General features: G+C 71.7%; 21 protein-coding genes. 6 read left to right on the top strand and 15 right to left on the bottom strand.

Annotation, left to right across the window (positions count from 1 at the left end):
- Positions 1-10 precede the first annotated feature (10 nt).
- The 10 genes from aroQ to AC5Y6X_RS08600 form a co-directional block, all read right to left on the bottom strand.
- Positions 11-448, bottom strand: a complete 438-nt coding sequence (gene aroQ, locus AC5Y6X_RS08645; RefSeq protein ID WP_420715991.1) for a type II 3-dehydroquinate dehydratase — start codon at positions 446-448, stop codon at positions 11-13.
- Entirely contained in the window at positions 448-1,533 is a 1,086-nt protein-coding gene (gene aroB, locus AC5Y6X_RS08640; protein ID WP_499985863.1) for a 3-dehydroquinate synthase, read from the bottom strand. The genes aroQ and aroB overlap by 1 nt, the downstream gene beginning before the upstream one ends.
- On the bottom strand, positions 1,530-2,072 hold the full coding sequence (locus AC5Y6X_RS08635) for a shikimate kinase (RefSeq protein ID WP_499985862.1): 543 nt from the start codon (positions 2,070-2,072) through the stop codon (positions 1,530-1,532). Before AC5Y6X_RS08635 ends, aroB begins: the two co-directional genes overlap by 4 nt.
- Positions 2,072-3,283, bottom strand: a complete 1,212-nt coding sequence (gene aroC, locus AC5Y6X_RS08630; protein WP_499985860.1) for a chorismate synthase — start codon at positions 3,281-3,283, stop codon at positions 2,072-2,074. Before aroC ends, AC5Y6X_RS08635 begins: the two co-directional genes overlap by 1 nt.
- A gap of 57 nt (positions 3,284-3,340) precedes the next feature.
- On the bottom strand, positions 3,341-3,757 hold the full coding sequence (locus AC5Y6X_RS08625) for an A24 family peptidase (RefSeq protein ID WP_499986476.1): 417 nt from the start codon (positions 3,755-3,757) through the stop codon (positions 3,341-3,343).
- 19 nt (positions 3,758-3,776) lie between these two features.
- On the bottom strand, positions 3,777-4,607 hold the full coding sequence (locus AC5Y6X_RS08620) for a shikimate dehydrogenase (RefSeq protein ID WP_499985859.1): 831 nt from the start codon (positions 4,605-4,607) through the stop codon (positions 3,777-3,779).
- Positions 4,585-5,826, bottom strand: a complete 1,242-nt coding sequence (locus AC5Y6X_RS08615; RefSeq protein ID WP_324681827.1) for an endolytic transglycosylase MltG — start codon at positions 5,824-5,826, stop codon at positions 4,585-4,587. The genes AC5Y6X_RS08620 and AC5Y6X_RS08615 overlap by 23 nt, the downstream gene beginning before the upstream one ends.
- Positions 5,819-6,352, bottom strand: coding sequence for a Holliday junction resolvase RuvX (gene ruvX / locus AC5Y6X_RS08610; protein ID WP_324681825.1), 534 nt, complete (start codon positions 6,350-6,352; stop codon positions 5,819-5,821). Before ruvX ends, AC5Y6X_RS08615 begins: the two co-directional genes overlap by 8 nt.
- Complete coding sequence (gene alaS / locus AC5Y6X_RS08605; RefSeq protein ID WP_499985857.1) at positions 6,353-9,064, bottom strand: alanine--tRNA ligase; 2,712 nt, start codon at positions 9,062-9,064, stop codon at positions 6,353-6,355.
- An 83-nt stretch (positions 9,065-9,147) separates the two neighbouring features.
- Entirely contained in the window at positions 9,148-9,537 is a 390-nt protein-coding gene (locus AC5Y6X_RS08600; RefSeq protein WP_499986475.1) for a secondary thiamine-phosphate synthase enzyme YjbQ, read from the bottom strand.
- A 176-nt stretch (positions 9,538-9,713) separates the two neighbouring features.
- Here AC5Y6X_RS08600 and AC5Y6X_RS08595 point away from each other — a divergent pair, with 176 nt between their 5' ends.
- The gene (locus AC5Y6X_RS08595; RefSeq protein WP_499985856.1) at positions 9,714-10,334 is read left to right on the top strand and encodes an antibiotic biosynthesis monooxygenase; all 621 of its coding nucleotides are present in this window, start codon (positions 9,714-9,716) and stop codon (positions 10,332-10,334) included.
- A 141-nt stretch (positions 10,335-10,475) separates the two neighbouring features.
- On the top strand, positions 10,476-11,099 hold the full coding sequence (locus AC5Y6X_RS08590) for a hypothetical protein (protein ID WP_499985854.1): 624 nt from the start codon (positions 10,476-10,478) through the stop codon (positions 11,097-11,099).
- 15 nt (positions 11,100-11,114) lie between these two features.
- Here the strand turns inward: AC5Y6X_RS08590 and AC5Y6X_RS08585 are convergent, their stop codons facing one another.
- The gene (locus AC5Y6X_RS08585; protein ID WP_499985852.1) at positions 11,115-11,450 is read right to left on the bottom strand and encodes a hypothetical protein; all 336 of its coding nucleotides are present in this window, start codon (positions 11,448-11,450) and stop codon (positions 11,115-11,117) included.
- The gene (locus AC5Y6X_RS08580) at positions 11,447-12,805 is read right to left on the bottom strand and encodes a replication-associated recombination protein A (protein WP_499985850.1); all 1,359 of its coding nucleotides are present in this window, start codon (positions 12,803-12,805) and stop codon (positions 11,447-11,449) included. The genes AC5Y6X_RS08585 and AC5Y6X_RS08580 overlap by 4 nt, the downstream gene beginning before the upstream one ends.
- A gap of 142 nt (positions 12,806-12,947) precedes the next feature.
- Between AC5Y6X_RS08580 and AC5Y6X_RS08575 the strand changes: the two genes are divergently transcribed.
- The 3 genes from AC5Y6X_RS08575 (at position 12,948) to AC5Y6X_RS08565 (ending at position 20,073) form a co-directional block, all read left to right on the top strand.
- Positions 12,948-14,030, top strand: a complete 1,083-nt coding sequence (locus AC5Y6X_RS08575; protein ID WP_499985848.1) for a DUF2189 domain-containing protein — start codon at positions 12,948-12,950, stop codon at positions 14,028-14,030.
- Positions 14,031-14,107: 77 nt separating this feature from the next.
- On the top strand, positions 14,108-17,419 hold the full coding sequence (locus AC5Y6X_RS08570) for a transglutaminase family protein (RefSeq protein ID WP_499985846.1): 3,312 nt from the start codon (positions 14,108-14,110) through the stop codon (positions 17,417-17,419).
- Positions 17,419-20,073, top strand: a complete 2,655-nt coding sequence (locus tag AC5Y6X_RS08565) for a circularly permuted type 2 ATP-grasp protein (RefSeq protein WP_499985844.1) — start codon at positions 17,419-17,421, stop codon at positions 20,071-20,073. Before AC5Y6X_RS08570 ends, AC5Y6X_RS08565 begins: the two co-directional genes overlap by 1 nt.
- A gap of 124 nt (positions 20,074-20,197) precedes the next feature.
- On the opposite strand, the gene AC5Y6X_RS08560 is transcribed toward AC5Y6X_RS08565, so the two are convergent.
- Both AC5Y6X_RS08560 and AC5Y6X_RS08555 read right to left on the bottom strand, forming a co-directional pair.
- Entirely contained in the window at positions 20,198-21,244 is a 1,047-nt protein-coding gene (locus AC5Y6X_RS08560) for a zinc-binding metallopeptidase family protein (RefSeq protein WP_499986474.1), read from the bottom strand.
- Positions 21,237-22,217 (bottom strand): transglutaminase family protein, encoded by a 981-nt coding sequence (locus tag AC5Y6X_RS08555; protein WP_499985842.1) that lies wholly within the window; start codon positions 22,215-22,217, stop codon positions 21,237-21,239. The genes AC5Y6X_RS08560 and AC5Y6X_RS08555 overlap by 8 nt, the downstream gene beginning before the upstream one ends.
- A 20-nt stretch (positions 22,218-22,237) precedes the next feature.
- Here AC5Y6X_RS08555 and AC5Y6X_RS08550 point away from each other — a divergent pair, with 20 nt between their 5' ends.
- A complete protein-coding gene (locus tag AC5Y6X_RS08550) occupies positions 22,238-22,627 on the top strand; it encodes an MmcQ/YjbR family DNA-binding protein (protein WP_324681807.1) in 390 nt (129 codons plus the stop codon).
- A gap of 3 nt (positions 22,628-22,630) precedes the next feature.
- On the opposite strand, the gene AC5Y6X_RS08545 is transcribed toward AC5Y6X_RS08550, so the two are convergent.
- Positions 22,631-23,686: an FUSC family protein gene (locus AC5Y6X_RS08545; protein WP_499985840.1), complete on the bottom strand. Its 1,056-nt coding sequence runs from the start codon at positions 23,684-23,686 to the stop codon at positions 22,631-22,633.
- Between the last annotated feature and the right edge of the window lie 9 nt (positions 23,687-23,695).

The raw sequence follows: 23,695 nt of genomic DNA, 5'->3' as shown, positions 1-23,695 counted from the left end.
CCTCAGCCGGTCAGTCGTTCACCGACGCCAGGTAGCGCAGGGCCAGCAGGTAGCCCTGGACTCCCAGCCCGACGATCACCCCGGTCGCGACCGGGCTGATGTAGGAGTGGCGCCGGAACTCTTCGCGCGCATGCACATTGGAGATGTGCACCTCGATCAGGGGTGCGCGCAGCTCCGCGCAGGCGTCGCGCAACGCGACCGAGGTGTGGGTCAGCCCGCCGGCGTTGAGGATCACCGGCTCGCCCGCGTCGGCGGCCAGATGGATCCAGTCCAGCAGCTCGCCCTCGCTATCGCTTTGGCGCACAACGGCTTTCAGCCCGAGCCCGGCGGCCTCGCGCTCGATCAGCGCGGCCAGCTGGTCGTGGGTGGTGTCCCCGTAGACGTCGGGCTCGCGCCGGCCCAGCCGGCCCAGGTTCGGGCCGTTGAGGACATGCACCGTGACGGTCATCAGGCCTCCAGTCCCGCGTACGCGGCGGCCAGCAGCGACGAGTCGGGCCCCACCAACCGGCCCGGCTTGGCCAGCCCGTCGAGGACCACGAACCGAAGCACGCCGGCCCGCGACTTCTTGTCCCCCGCCATGTATTCCAGCAGCTGCGGCAACGCGTCGGCGTCGTAGCTGACCGGCAGGCCGAGCGAGGTCAGGATGGCGCGGTGGCGCTGCGCGGTGGCGTCGTCCAGGCGGCCGGCGAGCCGGGACAGCTCGGCGGCGAACACCAGGCCCACCGACACCGCGGCGCCGTGCCGCCACCGGTAGCGCTCGCGGCGCTCGATCGCATGCCCCAAAGTGTGCCCGTAGTTCAGGATTTCGCGCAGCTCCGACTCCTTCTCGTCGGCGGCGACGACCTCGGCCTTGACGGTGATGGCGCGCCGGATCAGCTCGGGCAGCACCTCACCGGCCGGGTCCAGCGCCGCCCGCGGGTCGGCCTCGATGAGGTCGAGGATCACCGGGTCGGCGATGAATCCCGCCTTGACCACTTCGGCCATCCCGGCGGCGATCTCGTTGTGCGGCAACGTTTCCAGCGTCGCCAGGTCGACGAGGACCGCCAGCGGCTGGTGAAACGCGCCGACCAGGTTCTTGCCCGCGTCGGTGTTGATCCCGGTCTTGCCGCCGATCGCCGCGTCGACCATGCCGAGCAGCGTGGTGGGCACGTGCACGATGTCGACGCCGCGCAGCCAGGTGGCCGCCGCGAAGCCGGCGACGTCGGTGGCCGCGCCGCCGCCGAGGCTGACCAGCGCGTCCTTGCGGCCGATCCCGATGCGGCCCAACACCTCCCAGATGAATCCCACCACGGGCAGGTCCTTGCCGGCCTCGGCGTCGGGGATTTCGATGCGGTGCGCGTCAACACCCTTGTCCGCCAGGCGGCTTCGCATCGCCTCGGCGGTCTGCGCCAGCACCGGCTGGTGCAGGATCGCGACCCGGTGCCGGTCGCCGAGCAGCTTTTCGAGCTCGTCGAGCAGCCCGTCACCGATCACCACCGGGTAGGGCGGGTCGACGGCCACCCGCACGGTGACCGGTTCGGTCGTATCGGTCATTTGGCGGCCGCCGGGCTGTTCTCGGGGACCTGCAACCGCGACAGGATCTGGCGCACCACCGCGCCCGGATTGCGGCGGTTGGTGTTGACCCGGATGGTCGCGACGCGCCGGTACAGCGGAATCCGCTGGGCCATCAGCGCTTTGAATTTCGAGTACTTCTCGGCCTCGTCTCCCCCGGCCAGCAGGGGGCGCACCGTGTTGCCGCCGGTGCGCCGAATCCCCTCCCGGGCGCTGATCTCCAGGTAGACGACGGTGTGGCCGGCGAGCGCCTCGCACACCCCCGGGCTGGTGACGGCCCCGCCGCCCAGCGACAGGACGCCGTCGTGCTCGGCCAGCGCCCCGCGCACCACCTCCTCCTCGATGCGACGGAACTCCCGTTCGCCGTCGGTGGCGAAGATGTCGGCGACGGTGCGGCCGGTGCGCTGCTCGATCGCCGCGTCGGTGTCGAGCAGCCCGACCCCGAGCGCCTTGGCCAGCCGCCGCCCGATCGTGGACTTGCCGGAGCCCGGCAACCCGACGAGCACCGCCTTCGGGGGCATCACGCCGTCCCCGACGCGTGGGTCGCCGGGGCCTCCCGGTCGGCGACCGCGCGCTGGTACGCCTCGATGTTGCGGCGGGTCTCGGCCAGCGAATCGCCGCCGAACTTCTGCAGCACCGCGCGGGCGAGGACCAGCGCCACCATGGTCTCGACGACGACGCCGGCGGCCGGCACCGCGCACACATCCGAGCGCTGGTGGATCGCGACGGCCTCGTCGCCGGTGGCCATGTCCACGGTCGCCAGCGCCCGCGGCACGGTGGAGATGGGCTTCATCGCGGCGCGCACCCGCAGCGGCTGCCCGTTGGTCATGCCGCCTTCGAGCCCGCCGGCCCGGTTGGTCGAGCGGACGACGCCGTCGGGCCCGGGGTACATCTCGTCGTGCGCGCGGCTGCCGCGGCGGCGGGCGGTTTCGAAGCCGTCGCCGATCTCGACGCCCTTGATCGCCTGGATGCCCATGACCGCGGCGGCGAGCTGGCTGTCCAGCCGGTTCTCTCCGCTGGTGAACGATCCCAGCCCGACCGGCAGGCCCAGCGCCACCACCTCCACCACGCCGCCGAGGGTGTCGCCGTCCTTCTTTGCGGCCTCGATCTCGGCGATCATGGCCTGCTCGGCCGCCTTGTCGAAGGCGCGGACCGGGCTGGCGTCGATGGCGGGCAGGTCTTCGGGCCGCGGCGGCGGGCCGTCGTAGGGCGCCGACGGCCCGATCGCGATGACGTGGGAGAGCACCTCGGCGCCCAGCGCCTGGCGCAGGAACGCCCGGGCGACCGTGCCCGCCGCGACGCGGGCCGCGGTCTCGCGGGCGCTGGCCCGCTCCAGCACCGGCCGGGCGTCGTCGAAGCCGTACTTGAGCATGCCGGCGTAGTCGGCGTGGCCGGGCCGCGGCCGGGTGAGCGGCGCGTTGCGGGCGATGTCCGCCAGCTCGGCGGGGTCGACGGGGTCGGCGGCCATCACCGTTTCCCACTTCGGCCATTCGGTGTTGCCGATCTCGATGGCGATGGGCCCGCCCAGGGTCAGGCCGTGGCGCACCCCGGCGAGCACGGTCACGGCGTCGCGCTCGAACGCCATCCGGGCGCCGCGGCCGTAGCCGAGCCGGCGGCGGGCCAGCTGGTCGGCGATCTCGGTGGAGGTGACCTCCACGCCCGCGACCATGCCCTCGAGCACGGCCACCAGCGCGCGGCCATGGGATTCCCCGGCGGTGATCCAGCGCAACACCCGTCCATCTTCCCATGGGCCCGGCGGCCGGGAATCAGAGTCAACGCCGGGTGGCCGTCAAAGCAGCGCCAACGCAACCGCGCCGGCGGCGGCCGCACACATCGACGGGCCGTGCGGCACGGCGAGCACCCCGCGCGGCCGCACCGCCAGCGCCGCCAGCGCGGTGAGCAGCGGCGCGGCCAGCGCCGCGCAGAACCACACCGCCACCCCGAAGCAGCCCGTCAACGCGCCCAGGCCGATGGCCAGCTTCACGTCGCCGGCCCCCATCCCGGCCGGCGACACCAGGTGCACCAGCAGATACAGCCCGGCCAGCGCCGCCGCCCCGGCCAGCGCGGGCGGCCCGCGACCGGCGAGCGCGGCGGCCAGCAGGATCGCGCCCGCCCCGGGCAGCGTCAAAAGGTTCGGCAACCGGCGCTCCCGGACGTCGTACCAGCTCAGGGCCGTCAGCCACGCCAGCACCAGCGCAGCCGTCAGCGTCCGCATGCGCGGCACGCTAATCCAGTGCCTCCAACGCGCAAGTCATCGCCGCGCGCGGCGCCGGCAGCCCGGTGAACTGCTCGACCTGCGCGAACGCTTGGTGCAGCAGCATCTGCAGGCCGCTGATCACTCGGCCCCCCGCCGCGGCCACCGCCGCGGCCAGGGGTGTGGGCCAGGGGTCGTAGACGGCGTCCAGCAGCACCGGGATCGCGGCGAACGTGTCCGCGTACCGCGCGGCCACGTCCGCCGGAATGGTGCTGACCAGCACCTCCGCGGCCGCCACCTCGTCGGCCAGCGCGGCGTCGCCCAGCCGGCAGAACCGCGTCGGCACCCCGACCCGAGTTCCCAGCTCCACCAGGCGGGCCGCCTTGCCCGGATCGCGGGCCACGACGGTGATGCCGGGGACGCCGAGTCCGGCCAGCCCCACGACGGCCGCGGGCGCGGTGCCGCCCGATCCACACACCAGCGCCCGACCAGTGGCGGACCCGAGCGCGCCGCTCACCCCGTCGACGTCGGTGTTGTCCGCCCGCCACCCGCGCGCCGTGCGGACCAGGGTGTTGGCCGAGCCGACCAGCGCCGCGCGTTCGGTGCGCTCGTCGGCGAACCGCAGGGCGGCGAACTTGCCCGGGCTGGTCACCGACACGCCGACCCACTCGGGCCCGAAGCCGCCGACCACAGAAGGCAGCTCCTCGGCGCCGCACTCGATGCGCTCGTAGGTCCAGCCGTGCAGGCCCAGCGCGCGGTAGGCGGCCAGGTGCAGCTGCGGGGACTTCGAATGCGCGACCGGCGAGCCGAGCACGGCCGCCCGCCGCGGAGGCCCCGAGCTAGCGCGCGCTGTCGAGGACACCGTTGCGCTTAGCCAGCTCGATGTTGGCCAGATGCTGCTGATAGTCCCTGGTGAACAGCGTCGTCCCCTGGGCGTCGATGGTGACGAAGTACAGCCAGTCCCCCGGCTGGGGATGCTCGGCGGCGTGCAGCCCGTCGGCCCCGGGCGAACAGATCGCGGTGGCCGGCAGGCCCGGGGACACGTAGGTGTTCCACGGGGTCTTCTGGGCACGGTCGGCGTCGGTGGTGGCCACCTCGCGGCGGTCCAGCGGGTAGTTCACCGTCGAGTCGAACTCCAGCGTGTGGCGCGCCTGCAGCCGGTTGTAGATGACCTGCGCGACCTTCGGGAAGTCCTGCGAGTTCGCCTCCTGCTGCACCAGCGACGCCACCACCAGGATGTCGTACGGCGACAGGTGCATGGACTGGGCGGTGTCCACCAACCCGGATTTCGTGTATTCCGCGGCCCCGGCGCCGATGAGGTCCGCCAGGATGGTCTGGGCCGACGCCGAGGGGTCGACGTTGAAGGTCCCCGGTGCGATCAGGCCCTCGAGCCGGCGATGGTCCCTGCCCAGCTCGGTGACCGGCTCGACCGCCCAGGGCGGCACCGACAGCGCGCCGGGCGGGCTGTTGCCGGCCGCCGCGCGCAGGTCGTCGACCGAGACGCAGCGCTTGGTGCCGTCGAGGTCCACGCAGGTGGCACGCGAGATCAGGCTGAGGATGCCCGGGTTCACCACGTTGGTCTTCATGTCGGTGGTGTCGTCGAGCTGGCGTCCCTCCGGGATCACCAGCCGCCCGACCCGGTTGTTCGGGTCGGCCAGCCGCGCGACGGCGTTGGCGGCCGGGATCTCGGTGCGCATCCGGTAGAAGCCGGGCTGGATGGAGTTGATCTTGCTGTTGCCGTGCGCGGCGTTGACGAATGCCCGGACGGTGGCGACGACGCCCTGGTTGTGCAGCGTCTCGCCGACCGCGGTGGTCGAGTCGCCGTCCTGGATCTGGATCACGATGTCGTGCTTGCCGTCGCCGGTGTAGTCGTCGCCGGCCCCGAACATCACGTGCCACAGCTTGGAGCCCAGGAAGACGGCGGCCACCACGATCACGACCAGCACGCCGGCGGCGATCCGGCCCGCGTAGCGCCGCCGCTTGCGGCCCTGTTCGGCCCGGATCCGCTCCACCCGGCTCATCCTGCGCCGGGGCGGCCCGACGGCCTCGGGCTCGGCGCGCCGCCGCCCGCTGTCAACCATCGGTGGCGTCCCCCGCCGCGGGCTCGGCCCGGGTGGCCCGGCGCTGGTCGAGCCAGCTCTGCAGGATCGCCACCGCCGCCGCCTGGTCGATCACCGCCCGCTGCTCCCTGGCCCGCATCCCCGCCGCCCGCAGCGACCGCTGGGCGCTGACGGTGGTCAGCCGCTCGTCGGCGAGCCGCACCGGCGTGGGGGCGACCCGCCGGGCCAGCGCCTCGGCGAGGTCGATCGCGTCCTGGGCCGACGGGCCGGTGCGGTCGGCCAGCGTCCGCGGCAGCCCGACGATCACCTCGACGGCCCCCAGTTCGGCGGCGAGCTCGGCCAGCCGGCGCAGGTGCCGGCCGGAGCGGTCGCGGCGCACCGTCTCGACCGGGGTGGCCAGGATGCCGTCGGGATCGCTGCAGGCGACACCGATCCGCACGCTGCCCACGTCGACGCCGAGGCTTCTGCCGGGTCGGGTCCCCCGACCCGGATTGTCCCGTTCGGGATCGCCGGGCCGGTCGGGCAAGCGATGCTGTGTCGAGACCACTCAACCGACCCGCGCTATCGCGGCGATCTGGGAGCGGACCGCGTCCAGCGCCGCGTCGATGCCGGCCGGATCCTTGCCCGAGCCCTGCGCCAGGTCGGGCTTGCCGCCGCCGCGGCCGTCGACGGCCATGGCGAGCTGCTTGACCAGGTCGTTGGCCCGGATCCCCAGGTCCTGGGCGGCGGGATTGGCGGCCACCGCGTACGGCACGCTCTTGCTCTCGCCTGCCGAGTTGTCCGTGATCAGCGCGACCACCGCGGGGTCGCCGCCCAGCTTGCCGCGGATGTCGCCGACGAGGGAGCGCAGGTCGGCGGCGGTCATTCCGCCGGACATGCGCTGCGCCACCACCCGAACGTTACCGATGCGCTCCGCGCCGGCGGCGGCGTTGGTCGCGGCGGCCCGCGCGCCCGCCAGCCGGACGCGTTCGAGCTCCTTCTCCGCGGCCTTGAGCCGGTCCACGAGGTTGGCCACCCGGGCGGGCACCTCCTCCGACGGCACCTTCAGCGACGACGCCAGCCCGGCCATCAGCGCCCGCTCCTTGGCCAGGTGCCGGAACGAGTCCAGCCCGACGTAGGCCTCCACCCGGCGGACCCCGGAACCGATCGACGATTCGCCCAGGATCGTCACCGGGCCGATCTGCGCCGAGTTGTGCACGTGGGTGCCGCCGCACAGCTCCAGCGAGAACGGTCCGCCGATCTCCACCACCCGCACCTCGTCGGGGTAGCTCTCGCCGAACAGCGCGATGGCCCCCATCGCCTTGGCCTTGTCGAGCTGCTCGGTGAAGGTGTGCACCTCGAAGTCGGCCTGCACGGCCTGGTTGGTGACCTCTTCGATCTGGGTGCGCTGCTCCTCGGTGAGCGGCCCCTGCCAGTTGAAGTCGAAGCGCAGGTAGCCCGGGCGGTTCAGCGAGCCCGCCTGAACGGCGTTGGGCCCCAGCACTTGTCGCAGCGCCGCGTGCACCATGTGGGTGCCCGAGTGCCCCTGGGTGGCGCCGCGGCGCCAGCCCGGGTCCACCGCCGCGATCACGGTGTCGCCCTCGACGAATTCCCCGGACTCGACGTTGACCCGATGCACCCAAAGGGTTTTCGCGATCTTCTGCACGTCGGTGACGGCCGCGCGGGCGGCCTCGCTGGCGCCGGTTCCGCCGATGCTGCCCTCGTCGGCGATCTGGCCGCCCGACTCGGCGTACAGCGGGGTGCGGTCCAGCACCAGCTCGACGCGATCGGCGCCGTCGGTGCCGTGCGCGACCACCGGGACCCGCTTGCCGTCCACGAAGATGCCCAGAATCCTTGCCTCCGAGGTCAACTCGTCGAACCCGGTGAACTCGGTGGGGCCGGCGTCGACCAGCTCCCGGTAGGCGCTCAGGTCGGCGTGCGCGTGCTTGCGCGCCGCCGCGTCGGCCTTGGCGCGGCGGCGCTGCTCGGCCATCAGTTCGCGGAAGCCGATCTCGTCGACCCGCAGGCCGGCCTCGGCGGCCATCTCCAGGGTGAGCTCGATCGGGAAGCCGTAGGTGTCGTGCAGGGTGAAGGCGTCCGAGCCGGAAACCACCTTGGCGCCCGCCGCTTTGATGGCGGTGGCCACCTCGTCGAACAGCTTCGAGCCCGACGCCAGCGTGCGGTTGAACGCGGTCTCCTCGGCGACGGCGATGCGCCTGATCCGGTCGAAGTCGGCGACGAGCTCGGGGTACGACGGGCCCATCGCGTCGCGCACGGTGGCCATCAGGTCGCCGACGATCGGGCCGTCGATGTCCAGCAGCTTGGCCGAGCGGATCACCCGGCGCAGCAGCCGGCGCAGCACGTACCCGCGCCCGTCGTTGCCGGGGCTGACCCCGTCGCCGATCAGGATCGCCGCGGTGCGGCTGTGGTCGGCGATGATGCGGTAGCGCACGTCGTCGTCGTGGTTGCCGGCGTCATATCCACGCGGGGCGCGCGCCGCGACGGTGTCGATGACGGGCCGCAGCAGGTCGGTTTCGTAGACGTTGTGCACGCCCTGCAGCACGAACGCGACCCGCTCGACGCCCATGCCGGTGTCGATGTTCTTGCGGGGCAACGGTCCCAGGATCTCGAAGTCCGTCTTGCCGGTGCCCTCGCCGCGCTCGCTCTGCATGAACACCAGGTTCCACAGCTCGACATAGCGGTCCTCGTTGACGATCGGGCCGCCGCCGGGCCCGAACTCGGGCCCGCGGTCGTAGTAGATCTCCGACGACGGGCCGCACGGTCCGGGGATGCCCATCGACCAGTAGTTGTCGGCCATGCCGCGGCGCTGGACGCGTTCCTCCGGCAGGCCGGCGACCTCCTGCCACAGCCGCGCGGCCTCGTCGTCGTCGAAATACACTGTGGCCCAGAACCTTTCGGGGTCCAGCCCGTATCCCCCGTCGACGACGGGTTTGGTCAGCAGGGACCAGGCCAGCTCGATGGCCTCGCGCTTGAAGTAGTCGCCGAACGAGAAGTTGCCGGCCATCTGGAAGAAGGTGTTGTGCCGGGTGGTGACGCCCACCTCGTCGATATCCGGAGTGCGGATGCACTTCTGGATGCTGGTGGCCCTGGTGTACGGCGGGGTGCGCTGCCCCAGGAAGAACGGCACGAACTGGACCATGCCGGCGTTGACGAACAGCAGGTTGGGGTCGTCGAGGATCACCGATGCGCTGGGCACCTCGGTGTGACCCGCGTTCACGAAATGATCAAGGAACCGCTTCCTGATCTCGTGTGTCTGCACTTGCGTTCGCTTCTTCCCGTTTTGTGATTGCCGTCGACTCCCAGCCTATTCGCCCGGATATTGGAAGGCCGTCCGCCTGGTCGTCAGCCCTCCAGGAAGCTCAGCCGCACCGACCGCCGCGGATTGTCCCGGTTGAGGTCCACCAGCACGACGCTTTGCCAGGTTCCCAGCAACGGCTCACCGGCGGAGACCGGCACTGTCACCGACGGCGCGACGATCGCCGGCAACACGTGGTCGGCGCCGTGGCCCTCGGAGCCGTGCGCGTGCCGGTAGCGGTCGTCGCGCGGCAGCAGCCGCTCCAGCGTGTCGACCAGGTCGTCGTCGGAGCCCGCGCCGGTCTCGATGATCGCCACCCCCGCCGTCGCGTGCGGGACGAACACGTTGCACAGGCCGTCGCCGCAGCTGAAGCAGAACCTGCGGACCGCGTCGGTGAGATCCACGATGCGGCGCCGCGCGGTGTTCACATCCAGCACATCCGTATGCACCCGGTCAAGCCTACGGTGGGGCGGCTGGGGGCGGCCAATCGTTTGGTGGGCGCCGCTCGCAGCGCCATTGACATCGCCATTGCGGGCGCCGACCGGCAGGAGGAAGGTGGTGCTTGGACCGGTGGCGCCACCGGGGCGCTGCCCCGAAAAAGAGGGGGTGGATCGTGTACGCACGCTCTACCACAATCCAGGCGCAACCCTCGTCCATCGACGCCGGAATTGCGCATGTTCGCGACGAGGTCATGCCCGCGCTGCAAGGCATGCCGGGGTGCGTCGGCGTATCCCTCATGGTCGACCGTCGCTCCGGCCGGTGCATCGCCACCAGCGCCTGGGAAAGCGACGAGGCCATGCGCGCCAGCTACGACACCGTGACGCCGATACGTGATCGGGCCGCCGAAATGTTCGGTGGCACGGCCGATGTCGAGCAGTGGGAAATCGCCGCGCTGCACCGTGACCACCGCGCGCCCGACGCTGCGGGCGTGCGGGCGACCTGGGTCAGGGTGCCGCCGGAACAGATGGACCAGGGCATCGAGTACTACAAGTCGTCCGTGCTGCCCAGGCTCGAGGACCTCGACGGGTTCTGCAGTGCCAGCCTGCTGGTCGACCGCGCGTCCGGGCGCGCGGTGTCTTCCGCGACGTTCGACAGCCTCGACGCGATGGAGCGGAACAGGGGCCGGGCGACCGAACTGAAGAACGAGTCGATGCGCGAGGCGGGCGCCGAGGAACTCGACGAATGCGAGTTCGAGCTGGCGCTGGCGCATCTGCGGGTGCCCGAGCTGGCCTGATGTCACCGCGGTAGACGGGCCGGCCGAACGCCGGTCCGGGCGCGCGTTGTGCCCATTGCGGCCGATAACCGGTAGGAGGAAGGTATCTGGTGGGACCGGTGGCGCCGCCGGGGCGCCGCCCCGACACAGAAGGGGTCGATCGTGTACGCACGCTCTACCACCATCCAGGCGCAACCCCTGTCGGTCGACATCGGAATTGCGCACGTTCGCGATGTCGTCATGCCCGCCCTGCAGGAGATGGCCGGGTGTGTCGGGGTGTCGCTGTTGGTTGATCGCCAGTCCGGCAAATGCATCGCCACCAGTGCGTGGGAATCCATCGAGGCGATGCGCTCCAGCGCAGAGCGGGTGGCGCCCATCCGGGACCGCGCCGCGCTGATGTTCGACGGCAGCGCCCGCGTCGAGGAATGGGAAATCGCGCTGCTGCACCGCGACCACCGCTCCCAGGCCGGGGCGTGCGTGCGGGCCACCTGGCTCAAGGTGGTGCCGGACCAGCTCAACCGGTCGCTGGACTTCTACCGGACGGCGGTGCTTCCCGAGATGGAGCGACTGGACGGCTTCTGCAGCGCCAGCCTGATGGTCGACCACCCGGCGTGCCGGCGGGCGGTGTCGTGCTCGACGTTCGACAGCATGGAGGCGATGGCCCGCAACCGCGACCGCGCGACCGAGCTGCGCAGCCGGCGGGTGCGGGATCTGGGCGCCGAGGTGATCGACGTCGCCGAGTTCGAGCTCGCCATCGCCGGTCTGCGGGTGCCCGAGCTGGTCTGACGTTTCACATGCCCGCTAGGGCAGCGCATCCCCGGGGAACCCGATGCAGGGGTGCACCTCGTAGGTGAAGGTCCCGGCCGCCACGCCCGGGTCGCCGTCCATGATCGCCGCGGTGGCCTCGACCGTCGCCGCGAACACCCCGACACCGCAGACGTCGGACTCGTCGGTGACCCGCAGGACCACCGCGAGCACGCCGTCGTCGCGCAGGGCGAAGTTGCGCCGCCCGTGCTCCCAGACGATGGACGCCGCCGCGTCGTCGGCGTAGTTGGGTCCCCGCTTGAGGATTACGACGCTGTAGGGCTTGGCGCCGGACAGCAGCGTGCCCATCTCCTCGTCCGTGAACGTCCTCATGGCCGCCTCCTTTGCTTGCGGATGATCGCTCGCAGCCGCTCCAGTCGTCCGGCCATCTCCCGCTCACCGCCGCGGCCGGTGGGCCGATAATAGTCGACGCCCACCAGCTCGTCGGGCGGATATTGTTGTGCCACAACGCCATCCGGGTCATCGTGCGAGTATTTGTACCCCTGCGCATGGCCCAGCCCCGCCGCGCCGGAGTAGTGCCCGTCGCGCAGATGGGCCGGCACCAGGCCGGCCTTGCCGGACGTGACGTCGTCCATCGCCGCGGCCAGCGCGGTGGTGACCGCGTTGGACTTGGGCGCGGTGGCCAGGTGGATGGTGGCGTGCGCCAGCGTCAGCTGCGCCTCGGGCATGCCGATCAGCGCCACCGTCTGGGCGGCGGCGACCGCGGTCTGCAGCGCGGTGGGGTCGGCCATGCCGATGTCCTCGCTGGCCAGGATCAGCAGCCGGCGCGCGACGAACCGGGGATCCTCCCCGGCCACCAGCATGCGCGCCAGGTAGTGCAGCGCGGCGTCGACGTCGGAGCCGCGCACCGACTTGATGAAGGCGCTGATGACGTCGTAGTGCTGGTCGCCGTCGCGGTCGTAGCGCACGGCGGCCTTGTCCAGGGACTGCTCGATGGCCTCGACGGTGACCGGCTCGCCCTGCACCGCCTCGGCGGCGACCTCGAGCGCGGTCAGGGCGCGCCGGGCGTCGCCGGCGGCCAGCTGCACCAGCAGGTCGACGGCGTCCGGCCGCACCACCACCCGCCCACCCAGGCCGCGGGGGTCGTCGACGGCCCGCTGCACCACCGTGCGGATGTCGTCGGGCGTGAGCGGCCGCAACTGCAGGATCAGCGACCGCGACAGCAGCGGCGCCACCACCGAGAACGACGGGTTCTCCGTCGTCGCGGCCACCAGCAGCACGATCCGGTTCTCCACCGCCGACAGCAGGGCATCCTGCTGAGTCTTGGAGAAGCGGTGCACCTCGTCGATGAACAGCACCGTCTGCTCGCCGGAAAGGACGCCGTAACGGGCTTTTTCGATGACGGCGCGCACGTCCTTGACGCCGGCCGACAGCGCCGACAGGGCCTCGAACCGGCGGCCGGTCGCCTGCGAGATCAGCGCGGCCAGCGTCGTCTTCCCGCTGCCCGGCGGGCCGTACAGGATGGCCGACGCCACACCCGAGCCCTCGACCAGGCGGCGCAGCGGCGACCCGGGGGCCAGCAAATGGTCCTGCCCGACGACTTCGTCCAGCGACGCCGGGCGCATCCGCACCGCCAGCGGCGCGCCGGCGGACGCGCCCAGCTCGTGGTTGGTCGCCTGCGCCGCGCCGGGCAGGTCGAACAGACCGTCGGACACGGCTTCAGGCATACCACGCGAAGCCGACGACCGCGCCCGCCGGCGGCGGGGCGAGGCGCGGCGAAACAGCCCTCGCCCCGTAGCCGCATATTTGTTAAGTTCCCCGAAGTTCAGTGCGCGTGCCCACGAAGCGAATCCGACAGCTAGGACGGCAATGAGCCAGCCCCCCGAGCAGCCACCCAACCCACCCGAACCGCAGGGCGCCGACAATCCGCCGGGCTACCCGCCCCCGCCCCCGCCGCCGCCGGGCTACGGGCCGCCGCCGGGGGCTCCTCCCCCGCCGCCACCCGGGGGCTACGGACCGCCGCCCGGCTATGGACCGCCGCCCGGCCCGCCCGCGGGACCGCCGCCCGGCTACCCCCCGCCCGGGCCGCCGCCCCCCGGCTATGGCGCGCCTCCCCCGCCGCCCGGCCCCCCTCCCGGATACGCCCCGCCCGGGCCGCAGTTCAATGTCGGCGAGGCGGTGAGCTGGGCGTGGAACAAGTTTGCCCAGAACGCCGTCGCGTTCATCGTTCCGGTCCTGGCGTACGCGTTGGTGTTGGTGGTGTTCGGCCTTGTCGCGGGCCTGCTGCCCTGGCTGTTCGGCCAGCGCTCGTACGGCACCTACATCGACGCCGACGGCAACACCGGCAGCACCGCCTTCGTCAGCTTCAGCGCCACCTCGTACGCCGTGATGATCGTCGGCTGCGTTCTGCTCTTCGTCACGGGGATCTACATGCGCGCCGCGCTGGTGTCCGGCTGCCTGGACGTCGCCGACGGCAAGCCGGTGACCGTCGCAACGTTCTTCAGGCCGCGCAATCTCGGCGGGGTGTTCCTGACCGTGATACTGGTCGGGATCGGCGTCGCGATCGGAATGATCTTTTGTTTCGTCCCCGGGCTCATCTTCGCGTTCCTCGCGCAGTTCGCCATCCCGTTCGTTGTCGACCGGTCCACCTCGCCGGTCGACTCGATCAAGGGCAGCATCGCGACCGCCCGGTCGAACGTCGGGGGCGCCCTGCTGTCGTGGCTCGTGCAATTCGCGGTCGCGGTGGCCGGTGAATTGCTGTTCTGGATCGGGCTTGTCGTCGCCATCCCGATCGCCGTGCTGATCCAGATCTACACCTACCGCAAGCTTTCCGGCGGTCAGGTCGCCGCGGTGGAACAGCCGAGCTATCCGCCGGCCTACCAGCCGGGCCCGTTCGCCGGCCCGCCGCCGGGACCACATCCCGAACAGCAGCCGGAACCGCGGCCCGAATAGCCCCCGCGTAACCGGGCGGTTAGGGCCGCAGCCGCGTGCGCTGCGCCGCCGCGGCTCTTGTGGTCCAATCAGCGGTTATGGGTATCAAAGTGGCGCTGGAGCACCGCACCAGCTACACCTTTGATCGACCGGTGCAGGTGTATCCGCACGTGGTGCGGTTGCGCCCGGCGCCGCACTCCCGCACGCCCATCGAGGCCTACTCGCTGCGCGTCGAGCCGGCCGACCACTTCATCAACTGGCAACAGGACGCGGTGGGCAATTTCCTTGCCCGGCTTGTGTTTCCGAGTCCCATGCGCCGGCTGACCATCACCGTCGGCCTCATCGCCGACCTGAAGGTGATCAACCCGTTCGACTTCTTCATCGAGGACTGGGCCGAGACGTGGCCGGCCGGGGGGTTGGCCTACCCCAAACCGCTGGCCGCGGACCTCGAGCCGTACCTGCGGCCCGTCGACGAAGACGGCGCGGGACCGGGCGAGCTGGTGCGGGCCTGGGTGGACAACTTCTCGGTTCCCGACGGCACCCGCACCATCGACTTCCTGGTGGCGCTCAACCGGGCGATCAACGCCGACGTCGGCTACAGCGTGCGGATGGAACCCGGTGTGCAGACACCGGATTCGACGCTGCGCTGCGGCGTCGGCTCCTGCCGCGACTCGGCGTGGCTGCTGGTGTCGATCCTGCGCCGGTTCGGCCTGGCCGCGAGGTTCGTGTCCGGCTACCTGGTGCAGCTGGCCTCCGACGTCGAGGCGCTCGACGGGCCGTCGGGGCCGGCCGCCGACTTCACCGACCTGCACGCGTGGGCCGAGGTGTACATCCCCGGCGCGGGCTGGATCGGGCTGGATCCGACGTCGGGCCTGTTCGCCGGGGAGGGGCACATCCCGCTGGCGGCCACCCCGCATCCCGCCACCGCGGCGCCCATCAGCGGCGGCACCGAACCCTGCGAATCGGTGCTGGAGTTCTCCAACACCGTGACCCGCGTGCACGAGGACCCGCGCGTCACGCTGCCCTACACCGAGGAGGCCTGGCAGGCGATCTGCGCGGTCGGCCGCCGCGTCGACGAGCGGCTGGCCGCCGGGGATGTGCGGCTGACCGTCGGCGGCGAACCCACGTTCGTGTCGGTGGACAACAAATCCGACGAGGAGTGGACGACGGCCGCCGACGGCCCGGACAAGCGCGCGCGGGCCTCCGAGCTGGCCGCCCGGCTGAAGGCGGCGTGGGCGCCCGGCGGGCTGATCCAGCGTGGGCAGGGCAGGTGGTATCCGGGAGAGCCGTTGCCGCGCTGGCAGATTGCGCTGTACTGGCGCACCGACGGGCGGCCGCTGTGGGCCGACGACACGCTGCTGGCCGACCCGTGGGCCGGCGATCCGAAAGCCGCGGCCGCCGACGGCGAGGCGGCCTACAAGCTGCTCGCCGGCGTGGCCGAGGGCCTGGGTCTGCCGCTGTCCCAGGTGCGGCCGGCCTACGAGGACCCGCTGGCCCGGCTGGCGGCCAAGGTCCGCCTGCCCGACGGCGACCCGGTGGCCGCGAGCGACGACCCTGCGTCCGACACCGCCGCCGGCCGCGCCGCGCTGCTGGCGCGCCTCGACGAAACCGCCACGGCCCCGGCCGCTTTCGTGCTGCCGCTGCACCGCCGCGACGACGGCTCGGGCTGGGCCAGCGCCGACTGGCGGCTGCGCCGCGGGCGCATCGTGCTGCTCGAGGGCGACTCGCCGGCGGGCCTGCGGCTGCCGCTGGATTCGATCAGCTGGCGCGAGCCACGCGCGACGTTCGACGCCGATCCCCTCGCTGTGGACGGCGTTCTGTCGGCGGAGTCGACAGACGCCGTGGTGACCGCCGACGACTCCGCCCCGCCGACGGCGATGGTCGCCGAGGTCCGCGACGGGCTGCTGCGCGTCTTCGTGCCGCCCACCGAGGCGCTGGAGCACTTCGTCGACCTCATCGCGCGGGTCGAGGCCGCGGCCGCGCAGGCCCACTGCCCCGTCGTGATCGAGGGCTACGGGCCGCCGCCGGATCCGCGGCTGGCCTCGACGACCATCGCGCCCGACCCCGGGGTCATCGAGGTCAACGTCGCGCCGACGGCCAGTTTCGCCGAGCAGCACCGGCAACTGGAAACCCTGTACGAGCAGGCCCGGCTGGCCCGGCTGGCCACCGAGTCGTTCGACGTCGACGGCAGCCACGGCGGCACCGGCGGGGGCAACCACATCACGCTCGGCGGCGTCACGCCGGCGGACTCGCCGCTGCTGCGCCGCCCCGACCTGCTGGTCTCGCTGCTGACCTACTGGCAGCGGCACCCGTCGCTGTCCTACCTGTTCGCCGGGCGCTTCGTCGGCACCACGTCGCAGGCACCCCGCGTCGACGAGGGCCGCGACGAGTCGCTCTACGAGCTCGAGATCGCGTTCGCGGAGATCGCGCGTCTCTCGGCGGGCGGCGCGCCCAAACCGTGGGTGACCGACCGCGCGCTGCGCCACCTGCTGACCGACATCACCGGGAACACGCACCGCGCCGAGTTCTGCATCGACAAGCTCTACAGCCCCGACAGCCCGCGGGGCCGGCTCGGCCTGCTGGAGCTGCGCGGCTTCGAGATGCCGCCGCACCTGCGCATGGCGATGGTGCAGTCGCTGCTGGTGCGCTCACTGGTGGCGTGGTTCTGGGACGAGCCGCTGCGCACGCCGCTGATCCGCCACGGCGCCAACCTGCACGGCCGATACCTGTTGCCGCACTTCCTGATTCACGACATCGCCGACGTCGCCGGCGACCTGCGCGCGCACGGCATCGCCTTCGAGACCAGCTGGCTGGACCCGTTCACCGAGTTCCGCTTCCCGCGCATCGGCACCGCCGTCTTCGACGGCGTGGAGATCGAGCTGTGCGGGGCAATCGAGCCGTGGAACACCCTCGGCGAGGAGGCCACCGCGACGGGCACCGCCCGCTACGTCGACTCGTCAGTGGAACGCGTCCAGATCCGCATCATCGGCGCCGACCGCGACCGTTATCTGGTGACGTGCAACGGCTATCCGGTGCCGCTGCTGGCCACCGACAAGCCCGACATCCACGTCGGCGGGGTGCGGTTCAAGGCCTGGCAGCCGCCCAGCGCGCTGCACCCGACCATCGCCACCGACGTCCCGTTGCGCTTCGAGCTCGTCGACCTCGCCACCGGGACGTCACGCGGCGGGTGCACCTACCACGTCGCCCATCCCGGTGGGCGTGCCTACGACGAGCCACCCGTCAACGCCGTCGAGGCCGAGTCGCGGCGCGCCCGCCGCTTCGAGGCGACCGGCTTCACCCCGGGCCGGCTCGACCTGTCCGCCCTTCGGGAGAGGCAGGCCCGGATATCCACCGACATCGGCGCGCCGGGCATCCTCGACCTGCGACGCGTGCGTACCGTGCAGCAGTAATGGCATCCCCGGATTTCCTGACGGTTACCCCCACAACTGGGGCCCGCTACGACGCCGACCGGCTGCTGGCCGGGTACCAGACCGCGCGGGCGCAGGAGGCGCTGTTCGACCTGCGGCACGGCCCGGGGATCGGCCCCCAGGTCGGGTACGACGAATTCGTAGACGACGACGGCAACGTGCGCCCGGCCTGGGCCGAGCTGGCCGACACCGTCGCCGAGCGCGGCCGGGCCGGACTCAACCAGCTGCGCTCGCTGGTGCGCAGCCTGATCGACAACGACGGCATCACCTACACCGAGGTCGATCCCGGCCGCGACGGGCACGGCCTGGAGCCCAGGCCCTGGAGCCTGGACACGCTGCCCGTCGTGCTCTCGGCGGCGGATTGGGAGGTGCTCGAGGCCGGGCTGGTGCAGCGGTCGCGCCTGCTGGACGCCGTGCTCGCCGATCTCTACGGGCCCCGCAGCCTGCTCACCGACGGGGCGCTTCCGGCGGAGCTGGTGTTCGCCCATCCCGGCTACGTGCGCGCCGCCACCGGCATCGAAGTGCCCGGGCGCCACCAGCTTTTCATGCACGCCTCCGATGTCAGCCGGCTGGGCGACGGCAGCTTTCAGGTCAACGCCGACTGGACGCAGGCCCCGTCGGGCGCCGGCTACGCGCTGGCCGACCGGCGCGTCATCGCCCACGCGATCCCCGACCTCTACGAGCGGATCGCGCCGCGGCCGACCACCCCGTTCGCGCAGGCGCTGCGGCTGGCGCTGATCGACGCGGCGCCCGACGTCGCCCAGGACCCCGTGGTGGTGGTGCTGTCCCCGGGCATCTACTCGGAGACCGCGTTCGATCAGGCGTATCTGGCCACGCTGCTTGGCTTTCCGCTGGTGGAAAGCGCGGATCTGGTGGTCCGCGACGGCAAGCTGTGGATGCGCTCGCTGGGCACGCTCAAGCAGGTCGACGTGGTGCTGCGCCGGGTCGACGCGGTCTACACCGACCCGCTGGACCTGCGCGCCGATTCCAGGCTGGGCGTCGTCGGGTTGGTGGAGGCGCAACACCGCGGGACGGTGACCGTGGTCAACACCCTGGGCAGCGGCATCCTGGAAAGCCCTGGGCTGCTGCGCTTTCTGCCCGAGCTGGCCGAGCGACTGCTCGGCGAGGCCCCGCTGTTGCGCACCGCGCCGGTCTACTGGGGCGGCATCGCCGCCGAACGCTCGCATCTGCTGGCCAACCTGTCGTCGCTGTTGATCAAGTCCACGGTCGGCGGGAAAACCCTTGTCGGGCCGACGCTTTCGTCGACCCAGCTGACCGAGTTGGCGGCCCGGATCGAGGACATGCCGTGGCAGTGGGTCGGCCAGGAGCTGCCGCAGTTCTCGTCGGCCCCGACCGACCATGCCGGCGCGCTGTCGTCGGCGGGCATCGGGATGCGGCTTTTCACCGTCGCCCAGCGCAGCGGCTACGCCCCGATGATCGGCGGTGTCGGCTACGTGCTGGCCCCCGGGCCCGCCGCCTACACGCTGAAAACTGTTGCGGCAAAAGACGTCTGGGTGCGCCCGACCGAGCGGGCCCGGGCCGAGGCAGTCACGCTGCCCGTGGTCGAGCCGCCGGTGAAGACCGCCGCGGGCACCTGGGCGGTGAGCTCGCCGCGGGTGCTGTCCGACCTGTTCTGGATGGGCCGCTACGGCGAGCGGGCGGAGAACATGGCCCGGCTGCTGATCGTCGCCCGCGACCGCTTCCACGTCTACCGGCACCAGCAGGACACCGAGGAAAGCGAATGCGTGCCGGTGCTGATGGCCGCGCTGGGCCGCATCACCGGGACCGACACCGGGGCCGACAACGACCACGCCGAGATGATCGCCATCGCCCCCTCGACGCTGTGGTCGCTGACCGTGGACGCCGACCGGTCGGGCTCCCTGGTCCAGTCGGTGGAGGGGCTGGCGCTGGCCGCCAGGGCGGTGCGCGACCAGTTGTCCAACGACACCTGGATGGTGCTGGCCGGGGTGGAGCGCGCGCTGGCGCACCGGGCCGATCCGCCGCAGTCGTTGGCCCGCGCCGACACCGCGCTGGCGTCGGCGCATTCGCAGACGCTGGCCGGGATGCTGACGCTGGCGGGCATCGCCGGCGAGTCGATGGTGCGCGACGTGGGCTGGACGATGATGGACATCGGCAAGCGCATCGAGCGCGGCCTGTGGCTGACGGCGCTGCTGGGGGCCACGCTGACCACGGTCCGCGGCGCCGCCGCCGAGCAGACGATCATCGAGTCCACGCTGGTCGCGTGCGAATCCTCGGTCATCTACCGGCGCCGCACGGTCGGCAAGGTCAGCGTCGCCGCGGTCACCGAGCTGATGCTGTTCGACCCGCAGAACCCGCGCTCGCTGCTCTACCAGCTGGAGCGGCTGCGGGCCGACCTCAAGGACCTGCCCGGGTCGTCGGGGTCGTCGCGCCCGGAGCGGATGGTCGACGAGATCGGAACGCTGTTGCGCCGGTCGCATCCCGCCGAGCTGGAGGAGATCGCCGACGGCCGCCGCGCCGAGCTGGCCGAGTTGCTCGCCGCGATCCACGCCGCGCTGCGCGATCTGGCCGAGGTGATCACCGAGACGCAGCTCGCCCTGCCGAAGGGCATCCAGCCGCTGTGGGGCGGCGACGAACGCCGGGTGATGCCGGCCTAACCGGCACTATCTCCGCCGCGCCGGGATCGAGTGTGAACCCTGGGCTTTGACAGTGAGCTGACGGCGGGATCCATCGAAAATTCCCGCCCTGGACGCACTCTCGAAGCCCACGGTTCACACTCGATCACGCTGAAACGCCGCGCAGCTCCGAGGTCACCTCGTCGATCACGGTGTGGATGAACTGCATCTTCTCCAGCACCGCCGCCGGCAACACGAAGGGATACAGGTCGTCGTGGCCCATCGACCGGTTCACCATGTTCAGCGACCACGAGAGCGGTAGCCACATCTCGATGATGTTCCGAAATGCACTGGGGCCCAAGGCCGGCCGGTCGAAGGTCGCCGACGCCGGCGCCAGGCCGCACCAGGCGCAGGTGTCCAGGGTGTCGCGGATGTGCAGGTAGTGGGCGAACGTCTCGGCCCAGTCCTCGGCGGCGTGCATCGTCGCATACGACGACACGAAGCTTTCCTGCCAACCCTGCGGCGCGCCCTCGCTGTAATGCCGGTCCAGCGCCTCCTGATAGTCGGCGTCGGGATCGCCGAACAGCTCGTTGAACCGCGCCAGGTAGTCGCTCGACGGGGTGATCAGCCGGTAGAAGTAGTAGTGCCCGACCTCGTGGCGGAAGTGGCCGAGCAGGGTGCGGTACGGCTCCTCCATCTCGACCCGCAGCTGTTCGCGGTGCACGTCGTCGCCCTCGGCCAAATCGATTGTGATGACGCCGTTGTCGTGACCGGTCAGCACCTTCTCGTGCGCGCTGGACAGCAGGCGAAAGCCCAGGCCGTAGTCGGAATCCCGGTCGCGCCCCACGATCGGCAGCTTCATCTCGTGCAGCTCGGCAACCAGCCGCCGCTTGGCCGCCTCCGCGCGCGCAAACGCGGCCAGCCCGTCGGCGTCGTTGTCGTTGGGCCGTTCCAGGGTCAGCGCGCACGACGTGCACAGGCCGCCGGGGCCGTTGATCGGGACCAGCCAATTGCATTCGGCGAGATGACGATTGGCGCACAGCTCGTAGTCGCTGGCGCAGACGAAGCCGGGCTTGTCGCCTTCCTCGCCGGTGGTGATCACCAGCAGCGCCATGTTGTCCAGCGAGAACCCCAGCGCGCTGCCGCACGCCAGGCAGGTGGAGTTCTCGAACGTCAGGCGCTGGCCGCAGTTGGGGCAGTGGAAGTCACGCATCCAGCTCATCGCCTTCGAACGGCACCACGTCGACCGCGACGTCGATCACGCTGGTCTCCGCGTTGGTGTAGATGATGCCGCGCAGCGGCGGCACGTCGGCGTAGTCGCGGCCCCGCCCCACCACGATGTAGCGCTGGTCGACCATCTGGTCGTTGGTGGGGTCGAGCCCCAGCCATTCGAACTCGCCGGGCTCCCGCGGCGTCCACACCGAGGCCCAGGCGTGGGTGGCGTCGATACCGATCATCCGATCCTTTCCCGGCGGCGGGTCGGTGGCCAGATAGCCCGACACGTAACACGCCGCCAGACCATTGGCCCGCAGGCAGGCGATCGCCAGCCTCGCGAAGTCTTGGCATACCCCTTCCCGGGCCGCCAGAACCTCCTTGACCCCGGTGGAAATCGTCGTCGACCCCGACCGGTAGGTGAAGTCGGTGAAGATGCGCGACGCGAGGTCGCGCAGCACGTCGACCAGCGGACGCCCCGGCACGAAGCTGGGCGCCGCGTACTCGCGCACCTCGCCGGTGATCTCGGGCGGATCGAGGTCCAGGGTGAACTCGGTCGCGAGCGCGCCCCCCGGCCCGGCCGGCCGGGCCTCCTCCCACGGGCGCACCGCCGGGCCGCTGGTGTAGATCTCGGGTGCCAGCGGATACACGTCGACGATGGAGTCGCTGGTGATGGTCAGGGTGTGGTGCGGCTCGGTGACGTGGAAATAGGAGCTGATGTTGCCGTAGGCGTCGGGGCTGGTGGAGATGTCGGCGGGCGCGGGATCGATGTCCAGCCGGTGCGCGACGCAACGCTGCCGCAGCGAGTCCCGCGGCGTGAGGAAACCCCGGCCGTAGGAGCTGGTCACCACGTCGGAGTAGCGGTACTCGGTGCGGTGCGTGACCCGATGGCGGCGGGTGACCGGGGCCTGCACTTCGGACGACAACCGCCCACCTCCTGACGTCTCCGGCCGATACGACACAAAGCGCACCATATCCGGAGCACAATCGAGGTGTGGCCACGTGGGACGACGTCGCCCGCATCGTTGGTGAGCTGCCACTCACCTCCGAGCAGTCACCGCACGACTGGCGGGTCGGCAAGAAATTGCTGGCGTGGGAGCGGCCGCTGCGCCCGTCCGACCGCGAAGCGCTGGAGGCCGGCGGCGTGCAGCCACCCGAGGGCGACATCCTCGGCGTCCGGGTTTCCGACGAGGGCGTCAAGTTCGCGCTGATCGCCGACGAGCCGGGCATCTACTTCACCACCCCGCACTTCGACGGCTATCCGGCGGTGCTGGTCCGGTTGGCCGAGATCGAGGTCCGCGGCCTCGAGGAGCTGATCACCGAGGCCTGGCTGACACAGGCGCCCAAGAAGCTGGTCCAGGAGTTTTTGACCGGCTCGTTCTGAGCCTCACTGCCGAAGGTCGATGACCCGTTGCAGGTCGTCCAGGCAGGCCTGGACGACGTCGGCGAGCACCACCTCGGTCCGCTCGCGGGCGCCGGTGTGCAGTGTTGACGCGTGACGGCGCGCGGCGGCCGCGTAGGCGCACGCCCCGGCGGGATCCGAGTCGGCGAGCGCCGTGGCCGACGCGAGGTCGACCAGCACGGCCGGCACGGCCGGCGGCAAGGGTTCACCGACGCCGGGCGCGACGGCGCGCGCCAGCTGCAGCACCGAGCCGGCGAGCAGGGCCACGTGCACGCCCTGGTGATCGGCGGCCCGCACGGCGTCGCGCAGCCCCCACCGGCGCGGCGCCGTCCGCACGATGAGGCGGGCCGTGGTTCGGGCCTGGACCAGGCCGCCCAGCCGCTCGTGCACCCGGTCGACAGCCGACAGCGGCCAGTCGGGGGCGGGCGCTTCGCGGCCGGCGGCGATGTCGGCGGTGCGGGACAGCACCCCGCGCAGCGTCCCCAGCACCCCGACCCGCGCGCTGCGCAGCACCTGCAACGGGTCGGCCGGGAACAGCAGCACGGCGAAGACGATGGCCAGGCCCCCGCCGATCAGCGCGTCGTAGATGCGCTCGAAGCCGACGCCGCTGCGGAACAGGGCCAGCACCAGGATCGCCGACACGACGGTCTGGTTGGCGAACATCATTCCCTGGCCGATGTAGCCCTGCCCGATGAACACCGCGACCAGCAGCGCGATCAGCGCTGCGACCGCGATGGGGACGGCCCCGGGCCCGAGCAGCCCCTGCACCGCGGTGCCCACCCCGATGCCCAGGGTGACGCCGATCATCATCTGGATGGCGCGCTGGGCGCGCAGCACGTTGCTGACCGACAACGACACCGCGGCGGCGATCGGCGCGAAGAACGGCTGCGGATGCGACAGCAGGTCGTGGGTGATGTACCAGGCCAGGCCCGCGGCCACCGAGGTCTGCAGCAGCGTGAACCACACGCCGCGCACTCGTTTCAGGCCCGCCAGCGCGGCGGTGTACACAGCGGACGGCCGCGCGAACAGCGAGGTGCTCATCAGGCTTAC

The organism is Mycobacterium sp. NGS26 (assembly GCF_059813025.1).
This window is presented reverse-complemented; position numbering and strand designations above follow the sequence as displayed.

Bases quoted from the DNA above. Each gene is read 5' to 3' on its own strand.
- aroB (WP_499985863.1), bottom strand. From the start codon at position 1,533: ATGACCGATACGACCGAACCGGTCACCGTGCGGGTGGCCGTCGACCCG.
- AC5Y6X_RS08585 (WP_499985852.1), bottom strand. From the start codon at position 11,450: ATGAGGACGTTCACGGACGAGGAGATGGGCACGCTGCTGTCCGGCGCC.
- AC5Y6X_RS08635 (WP_499985862.1), bottom strand. From the start codon at position 2,072: ATGCCCCCGAAGGCGGTGCTCGTCGGGTTGCCGGGCTCCGGCAAGTCC.
- AC5Y6X_RS08560 (WP_499986474.1), bottom strand. From the start codon at position 21,244: ATGCGTGACTTCCACTGCCCCAACTGCGGCCAGCGCCTGACGTTCGAG.
- AC5Y6X_RS08565 (WP_499985844.1), top strand. From the start codon at position 17,419: ATGGCATCCCCGGATTTCCTGACGGTTACCCCCACAACTGGGGCCCGC.
- AC5Y6X_RS08580 (WP_499985850.1), bottom strand. From the start codon at position 12,805: ATGCCTGAAGCCGTGTCCGACGGTCTGTTCGACCTGCCCGGCGCGGCG.
- AC5Y6X_RS08615 (WP_324681827.1), bottom strand. From the start codon at position 5,826: ATGGTTGACAGCGGGCGGCGGCGCGCCGAGCCCGAGGCCGTCGGGCCG.
- AC5Y6X_RS08545 (WP_499985840.1), bottom strand. From the start codon at position 23,686: ATGAGCACCTCGCTGTTCGCGCGGCCGTCCGCTGTGTACACCGCCGCG.
- AC5Y6X_RS08575 (WP_499985848.1), top strand. From the start codon at position 12,948: ATGAGCCAGCCCCCCGAGCAGCCACCCAACCCACCCGAACCGCAGGGC.
- aroQ (WP_420715991.1), bottom strand. From the start codon at position 448: ATGACCGTCACGGTGCATGTCCTCAACGGCCCGAACCTGGGCCGGCTG.
- AC5Y6X_RS08570 (WP_499985846.1), top strand. From the start codon at position 14,108: ATGGGTATCAAAGTGGCGCTGGAGCACCGCACCAGCTACACCTTTGAT.
- AC5Y6X_RS08555 (WP_499985842.1), bottom strand. From the start codon at position 22,217: ATGGTGCGCTTTGTGTCGTATCGGCCGGAGACGTCAGGAGGTGGGCGG.